Annotated in this window: 14 protein-coding genes and 1 pseudogene; 10 read left to right on the forward strand and 5 right to left on the reverse strand. The window is 55.8% G+C overall.

Going from position 1 to position 14,779, the window contains the following annotated elements; all coding sequences use genetic code 11:
• Positions 1 to 56: 56 nt before the first annotated feature.
• Positions 57 to 1,322, reverse strand: coding sequence for an ABC transporter substrate-binding protein (locus tag LSG25_RS09530; RefSeq protein ID WP_232744415.1), 1,266 nt, complete (start codon positions 1,320 to 1,322; stop codon positions 57 to 59).
• A 558-nt stretch (positions 1,323 to 1,880) separates the two neighbouring features.
• Between LSG25_RS09530 and LSG25_RS09535 the strand changes: the two genes are divergently transcribed.
• Together LSG25_RS09535 and LSG25_RS09540 are read left to right on the forward strand one after the other, a co-directional pair.
• Positions 1,881 to 3,122, forward strand: a complete 1,242-nt coding sequence (locus tag LSG25_RS09535) for a hypothetical protein (protein ID WP_232744416.1) — start codon at positions 1,881 to 1,883, stop codon at positions 3,120 to 3,122.
• A 104-nt stretch (positions 3,123 to 3,226) separates the two neighbouring features.
• Positions 3,227 to 3,499, forward strand: a pseudogene (locus LSG25_RS09540) (pirin family protein); the annotation flags it as partial.
• Positions 3,500 to 3,675: 176 nt separating this feature from the next.
• On the opposite strand, the gene LSG25_RS09545 reads toward LSG25_RS09540, so the two are convergent.
• A complete protein-coding gene (locus tag LSG25_RS09545) occupies positions 3,676 to 4,098 on the reverse strand; it encodes an IS66 family transposase zinc-finger binding domain-containing protein (protein ID WP_232744635.1) in 423 nt (140 codons plus the stop codon).
• 18 nt (positions 4,099 to 4,116) lie between these two features.
• Here LSG25_RS09545 and LSG25_RS09550 point away from each other — a divergent pair, with 18 nt between their 5' ends.
• On the forward strand, positions 4,117 to 4,290 hold the full coding sequence (locus LSG25_RS09550) for a hypothetical protein (protein WP_232744417.1): 174 nt from the start codon (positions 4,117 to 4,119) through the stop codon (positions 4,288 to 4,290).
• Positions 4,291 to 4,360: 70 nt separating this feature from the next.
• Here the strand turns inward: LSG25_RS09550 and tnpB are convergent, their stop codons facing one another.
• The 3 genes from tnpB to LSG25_RS09565 form a co-directional block, all read right to left on the reverse strand.
• Positions 4,361 to 4,705 carry an IS66 family insertion sequence element accessory protein TnpB gene (gene tnpB, locus LSG25_RS09555; protein WP_013741949.1) on the reverse strand — a complete coding sequence of 115 codons (345 nt, stop codon included), beginning with the start codon at positions 4,703 to 4,705 and terminating at the stop codon, positions 4,361 to 4,363.
• Positions 4,702 to 5,100, reverse strand: a complete 399-nt coding sequence (locus LSG25_RS09560; protein WP_232744418.1) for a transposase — start codon at positions 5,098 to 5,100, stop codon at positions 4,702 to 4,704. The genes tnpB and LSG25_RS09560 overlap by 4 nt, the downstream gene beginning before the upstream one ends.
• Before the next feature lie 403 nt (positions 5,101 to 5,503).
• Positions 5,504 to 6,442: a LysR family transcriptional regulator gene (locus LSG25_RS09565; RefSeq protein WP_232744419.1), complete on the reverse strand. Its 939-nt coding sequence runs from the start codon at positions 6,440 to 6,442 to the stop codon at positions 5,504 to 5,506.
• 165 nt (positions 6,443 to 6,607) lie between these two features.
• On the opposite strand from LSG25_RS09565, the gene LSG25_RS09570 reads away from it, so the two are divergent.
• The 7 genes from LSG25_RS09570 to LSG25_RS09600 all read left to right on the forward strand — a co-directional run bounded on the left by LSG25_RS09570 (position 6,608) and on the right by LSG25_RS09600 (position 14,352).
• A complete protein-coding gene (locus LSG25_RS09570) occupies positions 6,608 to 7,747 on the forward strand; it encodes an iron-containing alcohol dehydrogenase (RefSeq protein WP_232744636.1) in 1,140 nt (379 codons plus the stop codon).
• A gap of 49 nt (positions 7,748 to 7,796) precedes the next feature.
• Positions 7,797 to 9,377: an aldehyde dehydrogenase (NADP(+)) gene (locus LSG25_RS09575; protein ID WP_232744420.1), complete on the forward strand. Its 1,581-nt coding sequence runs from the start codon at positions 7,797 to 7,799 to the stop codon at positions 9,375 to 9,377.
• Positions 9,378 to 9,640: 263 nt separating this feature from the next.
• Positions 9,641 to 10,411, forward strand: coding sequence for an ABC transporter ATP-binding protein (locus LSG25_RS09580; RefSeq protein WP_232744421.1), 771 nt, complete (start codon positions 9,641 to 9,643; stop codon positions 10,409 to 10,411).
• A 1-nt stretch (position 10,412) separates the two neighbouring features.
• On the forward strand, positions 10,413 to 11,123 hold the full coding sequence (locus LSG25_RS09585; protein ID WP_232744422.1) for an ABC transporter ATP-binding protein: 711 nt from the start codon (positions 10,413 to 10,415) through the stop codon (positions 11,121 to 11,123).
• A gap of 52 nt (positions 11,124 to 11,175) precedes the next feature.
• A complete protein-coding gene (locus LSG25_RS09590; protein WP_232743905.1) occupies positions 11,176 to 12,387 on the forward strand; it encodes an ABC transporter substrate-binding protein in 1,212 nt (403 codons plus the stop codon).
• A 94-nt stretch (positions 12,388 to 12,481) separates the two neighbouring features.
• On the forward strand, positions 12,482 to 13,369 hold the full coding sequence (locus LSG25_RS09595; RefSeq protein ID WP_232743906.1) for a branched-chain amino acid ABC transporter permease: 888 nt from the start codon (positions 12,482 to 12,484) through the stop codon (positions 13,367 to 13,369).
• Positions 13,366 to 14,352 carry a branched-chain amino acid ABC transporter permease gene (locus LSG25_RS09600; protein ID WP_232744423.1) on the forward strand — a complete coding sequence of 329 codons (987 nt, stop codon included), beginning with the start codon at positions 13,366 to 13,368 and terminating at the stop codon, positions 14,350 to 14,352. Before LSG25_RS09595 ends, LSG25_RS09600 begins: the two co-directional genes overlap by 4 nt.
• Positions 14,353 to 14,779: the final 427 nt, after the last annotated feature.

Genomic DNA, 14,779 nt, shown 5'->3' on the forward strand with positions numbered 1-14,779 from the left:
TCAAACAGGAAATTCCGGAACACCGCAGTGCATGCAGTGTCCCGGATGCCTATGTGTCAGGCGGCCGGCCACGTCATCTTGCAGCCCGAGGCCTCAACCGTGCCCGCCACGGTCTTGCCGTCGACCACCCGGGTGACATGGAATAGGTCGTCGGGAAGACTGCCTTTGGGCTGCGCAGTACCGACATAAAGCGACCCGATGAGCTGGTTCTGTCCGGCGCGGTAAAACGGTGGATTGGGCATCAGGCCTACTTCCGGCGGAAGCGTGAAGCCCTGCAATGCCTTGGCCATCTTCACGGCGTCGAGCGATTTGGCATTATTGGCAGCCAGGGCGCAGGTCCAGGCGCCTACGAAGCCAAACCAGGTGCGCGAGGTTGGAACCCTGCCGGTCTTTTTCTTGATGGCATCGACGAACTCCTGGACATGAGGCACTTTCGGCTGGTTCCAGTACCATTCGAACACCCAGTCGCCAAGGCGGGCTTCCGGAGGAAGCGCCTCGAGCGTCTCGAGTTCCTGATTGGCGCCGGCCAGATGAAAACGCTTGTCAAGGCCGAACTGTACAGCCTGCTTGAGCGCGTTGGTCAGGTCATCGCCATTCATGAGGAACACAATGACGTTCGGATTGGCCGCCTGCGCCTTGATCAGGTAGGACGAGAAATCCGACGTGCCCAGCGGGATCATGTCCACGCCCAGATCCACGCCGCCGCCTTCTTTAAGATTGGCGTCGTAACCCTCTTGCAGGGTATGGCCAAAGGCATAGTCCGACGTGAGGAAATACATTTTCTTGCCGTACATGTCCATCAGCGATTTGGCGATGGCATTGGTCAGCATGCGCGTGGTATTGCACACCCGGAAGACATTCCAGTGGCAGGTCTTGCCGGTAACCGTGTCAGTGTGGCCTCCCGGTACGACATGCAGCACACCTTTCTCGAAGGAGACGGCCGCCATGGCGACCGAAAGCCCTGAATTCACATTGCCAAGAAGGAAATTGACTTTGTCGCGATCGATCAGCTTGCGCGCCTTTTGTACAGCCGTACCCGCGTCGCCGCTGGTCGAGTCTTCGACCAGTAGTTCGGCCGGACGGCCGAGGATTCCGCCTTTGGCATTGATTTGCTCAACCGCCAGTTGGCAGCCGATCATTTCGTTCTTGCCGGTCTGCGCATAAGTGCCGGTCAGAGGGTTATCCAGACCAAGCTTGACGGACTGTTCGCCACGCGCCTGGATGATGAACGGCGGCGCCAACTGCGCAATGCCGGTTGCGGCGGCAAGCTGCAGGACTGCACGGCGGCTGATGCCGGTCGAGCTCTTTTTTTTGTCTTCCATTTGAACACTCCTCCTACTCGGGTTGGCGGAAATGATGCAGTAGCGACTTTTTGATGCAGGACCGACTTTTCTTTTTTATTTCTTGCTTTTATTGCAGCTGTATTTCTCATGTATCAAAACGAGACGGCCCTTTTTAATTTGCCCCAGACAGACCCCATTGTCAAGACAAATATTTCCCCTGGGGGCAACGTGGAGATGCCTGGCAGCGGCCTGGTAAAAATACCCGATCAGCACACCGCGCAACGGCAAATCGAGGCCAGGAATCCCAGTATGCCAAGGAGTTCAGCGCGCGTTGAAACGCGTTTTTTTTCAATATGAATTCAAGGAGCCTGTAAGGAATCGGGAGTAGCATATCTTCCAGCCTCTTGTTTTGTTCTTACTCTCTTTTGCATGCATAAGGAGCCTTGGACGATGACATCCCTGCAGCTCCTGCGCGCCGCAGCCTTTTCAGGCAAGACATTGCCACGGCAGGCGCAAGGTCAACCTCTCCCCGATTCATAATTTGGCAGCCCTCCCGGCTGTCCCGCGCTCCTGTGTGAAAACGCAAAAGGAATCAATATGATCTCCCGGAAAAAACTGGTGACGACCAATGAAGAAATGCTGGCTGCCAGCCGCGACACGGCCGTACAGAGCATCGTGGTGCGCGGCGCATTGTCGGGGCTCCCCTCGTTTCGACTCGCTCCTGGGCAGAAACTGGCGGGCGAAAGCGATCAGGCGCGACTTTCCTTTGCAGCGGGCAGCGATGGCCTGCAGTTGAGTTCGGATAACGAGGTGACCGATATGCGCCTGGAAACGTCGGTCGACAAAAGAGCGATTTTTAACGACGCCAATGTCGATAGCCTGGGCCGGATACGGCTCGCGAGCGTTGCCACCATAGGCCAGGTGCAAATTCTGGCGCGCGACAAGGTGCGCAGCGGCCACGTTGATGTCGATGGATTGGATATTATCGCCGCCGATGCCCGGGCCCAAACCGATAAACCCCAGGGGTTTGGCGTCTATGTGACACAAGGGGCATTCACCCTGTGGAACATGCAGGCCGATGAGAAAGTGGCCATCAGTGCCAGTTTGAAAGGCTTGTCCGCCGGACGGCCCGTTGCGCCGGTGCTGGGCAGCGGCATTTTTGTCAGCGGCGCCGGCTTTAAAGGGGGTCGGCTGGTCGTTCCTCAACTGGAAACGGGTGCCGTCTACAGCGACGGCAAAATCGCTCCTGGCACACCCGATGCAATCACCGGCGGAGTCTTTACTGTATTCAGCGCGTTTGTCGATGTGGTGCGTAATCTTGGGCCGGTCGTCACCTATGGAGTGAATGACATGGTGCTGGATAATTGGGGAACGGTGGATCGCTGGATCGCCCAGGAGAAACTCACCTCGTACGGCCCCAGCGGCATTGGTTTCGTCAACTTCGGCGTGGTCAACGAACTGAAAGTCAGCGCTCCCATCGAAACATTCGGCCAAGGTGCGCGCGGCTTCAATGTGTATGATGGCACGGTCAACGCGGCTGATTTCGATCGCATTACGACCCATGCGGATGGCGCAGTGGGAATCCAGATCAGCCAGCCCATCGGCAGCCTGGTCGTGCGCCGCGGCATCGAAACGTTCGGGGCGACGGGTGACTCCTTGGTAAAAGGCGTAGTGGTCAAACTTTCTGCGATTGCGTTAAGTGTCAAAGCCGGTGGCTCGGCGCGAAAGATCGAAATCGACGGCGGTGTCGTGACCCATGGCGAAGGCATTGCCCCAGTCGAACTGCTGGGGTCTGTAGGTACGCTGTGCATCCGCGGCGGAGTCAAGGCCGCTGCCTGAACCATCCTCATGGCGCTCGTCGCTGCCCCACAATCGGAATCCATTTTATGCAACGCACTATTGAAGCCATCCTGCCCTCCCAGCGCGTCATCGATGATGGCGATATGCGACTGTGGCGCGCCCTGCCCCTGCCGGCTCGAACATCGCTTGGGCCGTTCGTGTTCATCGATCATTACCGGCACCACAGTCGGCGTGGCATCGGCGACTCGCCCCATCCTCACGCCGGCATCGAAGTGATCAGCTATTTATTGGAGGGCGGGGTCGAACATCGCGACAGCCTGGGCTTTAAAGATCGCCTGGAAGCCGGCGACGCGCAATGGATACGTGCCGGGCGCGGCATGCTGCACGCGGAACAACCCAGCGGCGGGCGCCATGGCCTGCAGCTCTGGACCAGCCTGCCGCCTGAACAAAAGCTGGCGGAGCCGGCATACGCCTCGTTTCGCGCCGCGGACATTCCCGAAATCAAACGCGCAGGCGCGCAGGCTCGGGTTATTGCAGGTCGGCTGGAAGGTGTGGAAGGCCCAATGCAGACCACCAGCCCAACCCTCTTCGCTCATGTACACCTGGAACCGGGAGCAAGCATTACGCTGCCGGTGGGCGCGGGCGTTTGCGCCATCCGCTCGCAACAACTGCACGCCAGGCGTGGGCGCACATGGCGAACGATTCTAAAGCTGGCTGGCACGTGTTCCAGCACATTGCTCACGTCCTCGCCCAAGCGCGTCCACGCGCCGCCGCAGTCGGGGCAGGCAGACTCCTTGGGAAGATGTTCATGCACCTCGCACGGCAAGTGCTCGGGTAATGGCCGACGCTGCGGCGCGGGGCGCGAGGCAGGCGCTTGGGCCGATTCAATGCTTTGCGCGCGTTCGCCCTGGTTAATGTGCAGCTCTTCGAGTTCGAGCTGCAATTGATCGATTTGGCCCGCAAGCTTCTCAGACTTCTGGCCGAACAAGGCGCGCCGTAGTTTATCGAGCAACAACGTCAGACGGGCAATTTCTTGTTGATCGCCCTGCTTATCCTGACGCAGGGCTTCGCGCTCTACCTGCCACGCCGCGCGCTCTTGCTCGAAGGCATCGATCTGGGCGGATTTGGCCGACAGCAACGCCTTCAGGGCGTCGATATTGTCGGGCAGTTGGGTGCGGTTGAGCATGGCCGTCATTATACTAAATAACGACTGTTTCCTCTATGAATAAAAGGCTGGAAGGCCAATAAAAATGCGGCTCTCAAGCGTTTTATTAACACTAGACCTGAGTCGGTTTATGCGTGCGAGCGGGCCGACGCCAGTCGATCCCCTCGAGCAGCATCGATAGCTGCGCGGGGGTCAGATGCACGGCTCCTGATTCGGCGCTGGGCCACACGAAATGACCGTGCTCCAAGCGCTTTGCCAGCAGACACATGCCGTCGCCACTCCACCACAGCACCTTGATGCGATCGCCCTTGCGCCCACGAAAGACAAACACATGACCGCTAAAGGGATCCTCAAGCAGCGTGGCCTGCACCGTTGCCGCCAGGCCATCGAAGCCACGACGCATATCGGTTGCACCGGCTGCCAGCCAGACCCGGGTTCCTGCCGGTAAGCCGATCATTCTCGTAGCGCCTGAATGAGGCAGCGTAACGTAGGCAAGTCTGCTGCGCCATGGATCACGACACGCGCGGCTGGGAAGATCAGTTCGACGCCAGAGATCGCCGGCCTATCTTGCTCGTCAATTATCTTGGCCGGTTGGCGCGGTGTGGATACCGGTGGCGCCGCTATCTGCACCGGCAGCAGCAACGGCCCTTGGCTAATTGGGCCGAAGTCGCCACGCCGATACTGCCAGCGCCAATTGTGCAATTGGTTGGCATTGATGCCGTGCGCCAACGCAACCCGTGCGATCGACGCGCCAGCGGACATCGATTCCTGCACGACCTGACGTTTGTACTCGACCGGATAGCGGCGTCGGGGGCTCTGCGAGGAACTCACTACACAAAGAGAATCGCTCATGAAAATACGTGTACATCTCAAAAAATACATGGACACGTATCTTGATGAGATTTAACCGAGACTTCTAGACGGTACAGGGCGGGCCGTTACATATCTTTGCCGATTGTCTTCTTTTAAACCATAAGACTTTCAATCGTTCAGTGATAAAACTGCCTCTATTTACAGGGCGTTTCTTACAGGGCGTTTTGGATTCGATGCGTGCGCTTCGACTCTTAGTCTGACGACCAGCGCAGTCATACCGTAGAACGGCCAAATATGGCCTTAGGCGGCATTACACCAATTCAAAAAATGGCCTTGGCCGCTTAGCCTCTACTCTTAACGACCGTTAAAAACGGAGGATTACCCACGTCTAAAATATCTAGCTCCAAAGGCGATGCGTAGGGCTGGGGTTACATATTCCTACTCAATCAACTTTTTGCCCTTGGGTATTTAGTAGATATCCCTTCATCAACTTGGCTCCGATAGACATGGGCGAGCCTTGGCGGTGCACTAATTCGTAGGGTTCGCTTCGTATGCTGAATTCAAATGGCAGTATGCTAACTAAGGCGTTGCGAGCAAAAAAGGAGGCCACATCTGTCGAGGCAAGCGCAACGAAAGACGGATTTCTTCTCAATAAAGCCAATGTTGCAAATGGGGACGTAGTCTCCAATAGATTCGCAGGAAAACGAATATCTCTGTCATAAAACTCCCGTTCGAGCAAAAGGCGCATCGGCATATTCGCACGATAGACAATCCATTTACATTGGGCCAAATCTTGAAGAGTTAAACAATCCTTATGCGCAAAAGGACTTTCATTATTAGCAATGATCCGCAACTCTTCCGGCTGAAGAATCTCGCTTTCATATAGATCGGGCGTTTTGCTGACAGTTTTTCGGCATATTGCCAGGTCGAGTCTGCCGCTGTCCAATAAGCTTAAAAGCGTCGCACTGGTATCTTCAACGATCTCCACGGACATGCCCGGGTGTGTTTGCATCAAATTCGAAACGGCATCCGTCAGCAACGGTATTGCCCCCATAATCGACCCCACTGACACCCGTCCACCGTCTCCCCGCTGAATTGCCTCTAGCTCATTACGAAGATGACCAAGATCGGTGTAGATCATGCGCGCGTAGCGCACAACACATCGACCCAAGTCGTTTGCTGCCAGGCCTCGATTTGTTCGAGTGAAAAGAGTAGCTCCAAACGCAGCCTCGATTTCCTGAAGTGCCTTGCTGGCCCCTGGTTGCGTAATCGCCACTTCTTTCGCTGCGCTCAGCAACGAACCGTGCTCGTGAACTGCGATCAATAAACGCAGGTGCTTGACGTGCAATCGAGAAACAATTGAGGTCAGTGGAGGCATCATGATATTCCATTTCGACATACCAATATGAGCAGCTTTCAGTGTTCAAAACTCAAAAGTAAAGCTTAGAATAGGCGCTGACATTGGAAAAGACCTGTCCGCCAATAGATTATTAGCAGTGGCCGTGTGGTTCCATTCCGCTTTCATTATAACTTTTGGTTAATTCAAATGGCGCTCATTCAATATATCACTTCCATTCAATTCGATTTCGGCGCCGTTGGCCTACTGCAAGCGGAGTGTGACCGTATCGGGATAAAACGCCCCATGGTGGTGACAGATAAAGGTATCAAAGCTGCAGGAATTCTTGCCACTGTCATGGAGCATATAAAGCAATCTGAAGCTGTACCCATCTTCGACGAAACACCATCTAACCCAAATGAAGCAGCGGTGCGCAAGGCTGTTGAGATCTTCACCCATAACGGTTGTGATGGAATTATTGCGCTCGGCGGAGGATCTTCGATCGATCTGGCCAAGGGTGTTGCTATTTGTGCAACCCACAGCGGGCCGCTAAAGAGCTTCGCAGTGATTGAGGGTGGGTTGAACAAAATCACAGCAGCAACGGCTCCTGTGATTGCGATACCTACTACTGCAGGCACAGGTAGTGAAGTTGGGCGAGGCGCCATCCTGATTCTTGACGATGGCCGAAAAGTAGGCGTGATCTCCCCGTTTGTCGTTCCCAGGACAGCAATCTGCGATCCGGAGCTAACGCTGGGATTGCCGCCAGCTCTAACCGCCGCAACTGGCATGGATGCCATCGCACATTGTCTTGAGACATTCATGTCTCCGTTGTTCAATCCTCCTGCGGATGGCATTGCCCTGGACGGCTTACACCGTGCCTGGCGACATATCGAGCAGGCAACTAACGACCCAGAAGATCGTAATGCCCGCATGAATATGATGAGTGCCAGCATGCAGGGTGCACTCGCATTCCAGAAAGGCCTAGGGTGTGTTCATAGCCTCAGCCATTCTTTAGGGGGAATTGATCCTCGGCTTCATCACGGGACGCTGAATGCCATCTTTTTGCCGGCAGTCATTCAGTTCAATGCTCCGGCCCCTACGATGATACAAGAAAATAAATTGAACCGGATTGCTGCGGCAATGGGACTTTCGTCTGGCAGCTTCGTTGCCGACGAAGTCCAGAAATTGACACTGAGACTTGGCTTACCTACCTCTTTGAGCCAAGTGAAAGTTTCTCGAGATCTCTTCTCAAAAATCGTCGATGGGGCGCTCCAAGATCATAGCCATAAAACAAACCCTCGGGATGCCATAAGAGAAGACTATTTGCAGATGCTTGATGCATCATTTTGAGCGCTAGGGTCATCATTTATTTATATGTACCCGTTGATAGGAAAATGAAATGACGATTACCGGCAAGATGATTATCGGACGGCGAAAAGTCGTTGGTGAAGGACCCGAGTTATACGCTTTCGATCCAAACGAGAATCGCATGCTCGAACCGACTTTCTTATCTGCAACCCGTCAGCTAGTCGATGAAGCCTGCGAACTGGCAACACAATCCTTTGATGCCTATAAAGAATTACCACTAGAAGCCCGGGCAGGGTTTTTAGAGCGTATTACCGCGAATATTGAAAGTATCGGCAGTATTCTGATCCAACGAGCACACAGCGAAACAGGATTGCCCATGGCTCGCCTAGAGGGCGAGAGAGCCAGAACAGCTAACCAGCTTAGAATGTTTGCATCTGTTATCAGGAGCGGGCACTGGTTAAACGCCACCCTAGACAGCCCGCTACCGGATAGACAACCCCTACCTCGGTCCGATCTGCGGAAGCTAATGGTGCCTCTAGGGCCTGTAGCTGTCTTCGGTGCCAGCAATTTTCCCTTGGCATTTTCCGTGGCGGGAGGAGATACCGCATCGGCGCTTGCTGCAGGCTGCCCAGTCATCGTCAAAGCGCATAGTGCGCATTTGGGAACTTCCGAACTGGTTGCTGAGGCTATACAACAAGCAAGCGTCGAATGCGATATGCCTGATGGGGTGTTTTCCCTAGTCGTGGGATCAGGCTCCGAAGTAGGCACACAGCTTGTGACTAACCCCGCCATCAAAGCCGTGGGGTTTACCGGCTCTCGACAAGGTGGCCTGGCGCTCGTCCGTGCTGCTTTCAACCGTCAGGAGCCTATTCCCGTGTACGCGGAGATGAGCAGCATCAATCCCTTTTTCGTATTACCTGGTGCTCTTTCCAAACGCACGTCGACACTAGCTGCGGCTCTAGCCGATTCTATCTCCTTGGGTGCTGGGCAATTTTGCACCAATCCAGGCCTTATTGCCCTTCTAGATAGCGAAGCAGCGAGAAACTTTGTTGATGAGCTGACAGCAATACTCGGGAAGCAATCTGCCCAGACCATGCTTACCCCTGGCATAGCCAAAGCTTACGAAGTTGCGTTGAAACGCCGGTTTGACGATCAGGCGATAACACAAATCTTGTCACCAACCCTCGATGCATCGGCATGTACGGCTCAACCGGCGATCTTTGCAGTCACTGCCGGAGAATTTCTAGCCAATACACTTCATCGTGAAGAAATCTTCGGGCCAGCTTCTTTAGTCGTTTACTGTCGCGATGTTTCGGAGCTTCTTGAGTTAGCTAACTCTCTCGAGGGCCAGTTAACGTCAACTTTGCATTTTGAAGATGGTGATGAAGCAATCGTTCGACAGCTGCTTCCCATCCTGACCAAGAAGGTCGGACGCATTATTGCCAATGGGTATCCGACGGGCGTCGAAGTATCGCACGCCATGGTCCACGGTGGGCCATTCCCCTCCACTTCGAATGCGCGTGCGACGTCTGTCGGCGCAAGCTCCATTGACCGCTTTTTACGACCCATTTGCTATCAGGATGTTCCGAGCAAATTTATCCCACCGGCACTACAAGATAGCAACCCGCTTTCACTGTGGCGCTTGCGAGATGGGCAAATGGAGAAGCACTAAAGGGCCATAACAACGACCCGCCTGTTTCGCAGCAGATGGAGTATTTTCCCATAGCCAATCAGAACGGTATGGCCGGAAGCTACTGCAACCCAATTGCCAGATCTGTGCGTTCTATGTCGTTTAACGCCATATCAAAACTGATGTATTTGACGAGCAATTTGTCGTTATGGGGCTGTAGTTCCCGGCAGGGTCAAGCATACGGCCTGCCCAGAATGCAGCGGCAAGATAGCTTCTACATGCTTTATTGGATTCCGGTGATAGATATGAGCGAATACATTCTCGAAACCCAGCATCTCGCCAAAGAATTCCGCGGCTTTGTCGCGGTCAGCGATGTCAATTTGCGGGTTCAACGCGGCAACATCCATGCGCTGATCGGGCCCAACGGCGCAGGCAAAACCACCTGCTTCAACCTGTTGACCAAATTTCTTACCCCCACGGCGGGAAAAATATTCTTCTCGGGCAAGGAAATCACGCACGACAAGCCCGCACAGATCGCGCGGCAGGGCATTATCCGCTCGTTCCAGATTTCGGCCGTTTTCCCGCAACTGACGGTGCTGGAGAACGTACGCATCGGCCTGCAGCGCTCCACGGGCCAGTCCTACCACTTCTGGCGCAGCGGTGCGTCCCTGGCCCACCTGAACGAGGCGGCCTACGGCTTGCTTGAACAAGTCGACCTGGTTGAGTTTGCCCAGGTACACACGATCAACCTGCCTTATGGTCGCAAGCGCGCGCTGGAGATCGCCACCACACTAGCCATGGAGCCCGAACTAATGCTGCTCGATGAGCCCACCCAAGGCATGGGCCATGAAGATGTCAACCGCGTCACGCAACTGATTAAAAAGGTCAGCGCTGGGCGCACCATCCTGATGGTCGAACACAACATGAACGTGGTGTCGCAAATTGCCGACAAGATTACCGTTCTGGCCCGCGGCGCCGTGCTGGCCGAGGGCAACTATGCGCAAGTCTCACGCAACGCCGATGTCATGCAGGCCTATATGGGCACGACAAGCGGCGAACTGGAAGGGGCTCACTAAGATGGCTATCGCACTTGAAATTTCGGATCTGCAGGCCTGGTATGGCGAATCGCATGTCCTGCATGGGGTGCACCTGAACGTTGCCAAAGGCGAAGTGGTCACGCTGCTCGGGCGCAATGGGTCAGGGCGCACAACGTCCTTGCGCGCCATCCTGGGGCTGACCGGATCACGCCGGGGTTCGATCCGCATCCAGGGCACCGAATCGATTTATCTGCCCACCTATCGCATTGCGCATTTGGGCATTGGTTATTGCCCCGAGGAGCGCGGCATATTTGCCGGGCTGTCCTGCGAAGAGAACCTGCTGCTGCCGCCCATCGTGGGCGATACGCTCGGTGGAGGCATGTCCCTGGCCGATATCTACGACATGTTCCCCAACCTGGAGGAGCGCAAGCATTCGCCCGGCACCCGCCTGTCGGGAGGAGAGCAGCAAATGCTGGCGGTTGCCCGAATTCTGCGCACCGGCGCCAATCTGCTTTTGCTCGACGAAATTTCCGAAGGGCTCGCGCCGGTCATAGTCCAGGCCCTGGCCCGCATGATCAAGATCCTCAAGGGAAAGGGCTACACCATCATCATGGTGGAACAGAATTTCCGTTTTGCGGCGCCTTTGGCCGACCGCTTTTATGTCATGGAGCACGGCCAGATCGTAGAACAATTTAGTGCGGCTGAATTGCCAGCCAAACAAGACGTGCTTAACACGCTGCTCGGCGTTTAATCACAAAATACTGCCGGAGTACCCGGTATAACAATACAAAGGAGAGCCTTCAATGAAACTGCGTACACTATCCGCAGCCTTCGCCCTAGCAGGACTTAGCTTTACCGGGCTAAGCCACGCGGCAGGCATTTCTAACGACGTTATACGCATCGGCTTCATCACCGATATGTCGGGCGTCTACTCCGACATCGACGGCAAGGCCGGCGCCGATGCCATCCGCATGGCCATCGCCGACGCCGGCGGTGAAATCAACGGCAAGAAAATCGAACTGCTTGTTGCAGACCATCAAAACAAAGCCGACATCGGCTCCGCGACCGCACGTCAATGGTTCGACGAAAAACACCTGGACATGCTGGTGGGCGGCACCAACTCCGGCGTAAACCTGGCCATGGTCACGGTTGCGGCAGAAAAACACAAACCCATGTTCGCGGTCGGACCAGGCTCGTCCAACCTGACCAACGCCAGCTGCACACCCTATAGCATCCACTACGGCTACGACACGGTGGCGCTGGCCCGCGGCACCGCCAACCATATGGTTGCGCAAGGCGACAAGTCCTGGTTCTTCCTGACGGCCGACTATGCCTTCGGCCATTCCCTGCAGCGCGACGCCACCGCGGTTGTCAAGAAAGCCGGCGGCACAGTGGTAGGCAGCGTCGATGCGCCGCTCAGCACCACCGATTTCTCTTCGTATCTGCTGCAGGCTCAGTCCTCCAAGGCCAAGGTCCTGGCACTGGCCAATGCGGGCGGCGACTTCGTCAACTCGGTCAAGGCCGCCAAGGAATTCGGCATTACCAAAACCATGAAGCTGGCCGGCTTGCTGGTGTTCATCAACGATATCCACGCCCTGGGCCTGGAAGCGACTCAGGGCCTGTACCTGACCAGCGCCTGGTACTGGAACAAAGACGATGCATCGCGCAAATGGGCTCAGCGTTTCTACAAAGAAGAAAACCGCATGCCCTCGTACCTGCAAGCGGGCGACTACTCCGCCGTGTCGTTCTACCTGAAAGCCGTCAAGGCCACAGGCACCGACGATGGCGATACCATCATGAAATGGGTCAAATCGCACAAGGTCAACGACTTCTTCGCCGGCAACGGCTATGTGCGCGAAGACGGCACGCTGATACACGACATGTACCTGATGCAAGTCAAATCGCCGGCCGAATCCAAATCACCCTGGGATTACGTCAAACTGGTTAAAACCCTGCCAGGCGAGCAAATCTACACTACGCTGGCCGAATCAACCTGCAAACTCGTTAAAAAATAAAACTTTGTTATAAAAGATCTGCTTCCTGCCCTGCGGGGGGCAGATCTTTTATTAACCCGGGAATTTTGCATTTTGTCATGGATTTTTAACAAATATGACTGAAATATTCGGCATACCCATACAAGCGCTGCTGGGTCAGTTATTGCTGGGCTTAGTAAACGGTTCGTTTTACGCGGTACTTTCCCTTGGTCTGGCTGTCATATTCGGTCTGCTCAATGTCATCAATTTTGCTCACGGCGCGCTTTATATGCTGGGCGCCTTCGTTGCGTGGATGGGCTTGCAGTATCTGGGCCTGAATTACTGGGCCATGCTGATCATCGCGCCGATTATTGTCGGGCTGTTCGGCATTGTCATCGAACGCCTGCTCCTCAAACACTTGTACAAGCTCGATCATTTGTACGGCCTTTTGCTGACCTTCGGCCTGACACTGCTCATCGAAGGCCTTTTCCGCAGCCTTTATGGCGTTTCAGGACAGCCCTACGCCACTCCAAAGATTTTGCAAGGCGGCGTCAACCTCGGGTTCATGTACCTGCCCATTTATCGCGGCTGGGTTATCGTGGCCTCGCTGCTTGCATGCCTGGGAACCTGGCTGGTCATCGAAAAAACACGCCTTGGCGCCTTGCTGCGCGCGGGCACCGAAAATCCGAAACTGGTTGAGGCGTTCGGCGTCAACGTGCCCCTGGTCGTGACCCTGACCTTCGGATTCGGCGTCGGCCTCGCCGGATTCGCCGGCGTGCTGGCCGCCCCGATACTGCAGGTTTCTCCGCTAATGGGACAAAACCTGATCATCGTGGTTTTTGCCGTGGTGGTTATTGGCGGCATGGGCTCCATCCTCGGGTCTATCGTCACCGGTCTGGCTTTGGGCATTATCGAAGGCCTCACCAAAGTGTTCTGGCCCGAAGCATCCAACACGGTTGTCTTCATCATCATGGTCATTGTGCTGTTGGTGCGCCCCGCAGGCCTGTTCGGGAAAGAGAAATGAATCGTAAACTAATCGCGTATCTGCTGGCCGTAGTCATTATTGCCCTGCTGCCGGCAATGGGCGCCTACCCCATCTTCGTCATGAAGGTATTGTGCTACGCCTTGTTCGCCTGCGCCTTCAACCTGCTGCTGGGCTACACCGGCCTGCTTTCCTTCGGCCATGCCGCCTTCCTGGGCGGAGCCGCCTACGCCGCGGGTTATGCCCTGACGGCATGGGGCATGCCAACCCTGGCGGGGCTGATATTCGGCACTGCCGTGGCTGCCGTCATGGGGCTGGTCATGGGCTTACTGGCAATTCGCCGCAGCGGCATTTACTTCGCCATGATTACCCTGGCCATGGCGCAAATGGTGTTCTTCTTCTTTCTTCAAGCCCATTTCACGGGTGGTGAAGACGGCTTGCAAAGCATCCCCCGCGGCACCCTGTTCGGCCTCGATCTCAGCAACGACCTGAACCTTTACTATGTGGTCCTGGCCATCTTCATATTCGGCTATGCCCTGATCTGGCGCGCAATCAACTCCCCTTTCGGCCAAGTGCTGAAAGCCATCCGCGAAAACGAACCCCGCGCCATTTCGCTGGGCTACAACGTCAACAGCTTCAAGCTGCTGGCGTTCGTGCTGTCGGCGACCCTGGCCGGCCTGGCCGGCGCAACCAAGGCCCTCGTATTCGTCTCGGCCACCTTGTCGGATGCCACTTGGGGCATGTCCGGCCTGGTCATACTCATGACCCTCATCGGCGGCCTGGGTACCTTTACCGGGCCGGTATTGGGAGCCTTTATCGTAGTCCTGCTCGAGAACAAAGTCGGCGAATTCGGCCGCTTTCTGGCACAGACCACCGGCATACATGGGTTTCAGGCGCTCGGCGAATCGGTCACCATAGTCATCGGCCTGATTTTCATTATCTGCGTAATGGCTTTCCGGCGCGGCATCGTAGGCGAAGTGCTCCACCATTTCCGGCCCAAAAAAGCCTCAACCGAAAGCCCATAACGGCCCGGCGACGCCGATCCCCTCATTGTTGCGCTGGCCCGTGATCAAAAAAACGTCAGCCTACTACCGTACAAAAAACTCCAATGCGAGCGGGGGTGGCGGCCCAGGCAGGGTGAGCGAGCTTGAGTCCGCCGCGGCCGCAGCCTGGATCGGGATGCAAGGGAGCGGCTGCTTGAGCGTCAAGGGTGTCCACAGCCCGGGGGGCTGTGGACGACGCGAGTTCCGCGACCGCCCGATCCAGGCTGCGGCCGCGGGCAGTCCTGGCGAAAGCCAGGACCGGACGATGCGAGCTCCACCCTGCCTGGGCCGCCACCCCCGCGCCTCAAGAACGAGCACAAGGGCCAATCACAATGAACCGCCCCCACAGATTGACGAACAAGCCACGAGGCCAGTAGCTCCTTGGCCTCAAGACCGTATTCCCACGCTC

Source organism: Paralcaligenes sp. KSB-10 (assembly GCF_021266465.1).
GTDB lineage: Bacteria > Pseudomonadota > Gammaproteobacteria > Burkholderiales > Burkholderiaceae_B.

Bases quoted from the DNA above. Each gene is read 5' to 3' on its own strand.
- LSG25_RS09530 (WP_232744415.1), bottom strand. From the start codon at position 1,322: ATGGAAGACAAAAAAAAGAGCTCGACCGGCATCAGCCGCCGTGCAGTC.
- LSG25_RS09535 (WP_232744416.1), top strand. From the start codon at position 1,881: ATGATCTCCCGGAAAAAACTGGTGACGACCAATGAAGAAATGCTGGCT.
- tnpB (WP_013741949.1), bottom strand. From the start codon at position 4,705: ATGATCGGCTTACCGGCAGGAACCCGGGTCTGGCTGGCAGCCGGTGCA.
- LSG25_RS09560 (WP_232744418.1), bottom strand. From the start codon at position 5,100: ATGAGCGATTCTCTTTGTGTAGTGAGTTCCTCGCAGAGCCCCCGACGC.
- LSG25_RS09565 (WP_232744419.1), bottom strand. From the start codon at position 6,442: ATGATGCCTCCACTGACCTCAATTGTTTCTCGATTGCACGTCAAGCAC.
- LSG25_RS09570 (WP_232744636.1), top strand. From the start codon at position 6,608: ATGGCGCTCATTCAATATATCACTTCCATTCAATTCGATTTCGGCGCC.
- LSG25_RS09575 (WP_232744420.1), top strand. From the start codon at position 7,797: ATGACGATTACCGGCAAGATGATTATCGGACGGCGAAAAGTCGTTGGT.
- LSG25_RS09580 (WP_232744421.1), top strand. From the start codon at position 9,641: ATGAGCGAATACATTCTCGAAACCCAGCATCTCGCCAAAGAATTCCGC.
- LSG25_RS09585 (WP_232744422.1), top strand. From the start codon at position 10,413: ATGGCTATCGCACTTGAAATTTCGGATCTGCAGGCCTGGTATGGCGAA.
- LSG25_RS09590 (WP_232743905.1), top strand. From the start codon at position 11,176: ATGAAACTGCGTACACTATCCGCAGCCTTCGCCCTAGCAGGACTTAGC.
- LSG25_RS09595 (WP_232743906.1), top strand. From the start codon at position 12,482: ATGACTGAAATATTCGGCATACCCATACAAGCGCTGCTGGGTCAGTTA.
- LSG25_RS09600 (WP_232744423.1), top strand. From the start codon at position 13,366: ATGAATCGTAAACTAATCGCGTATCTGCTGGCCGTAGTCATTATTGCC.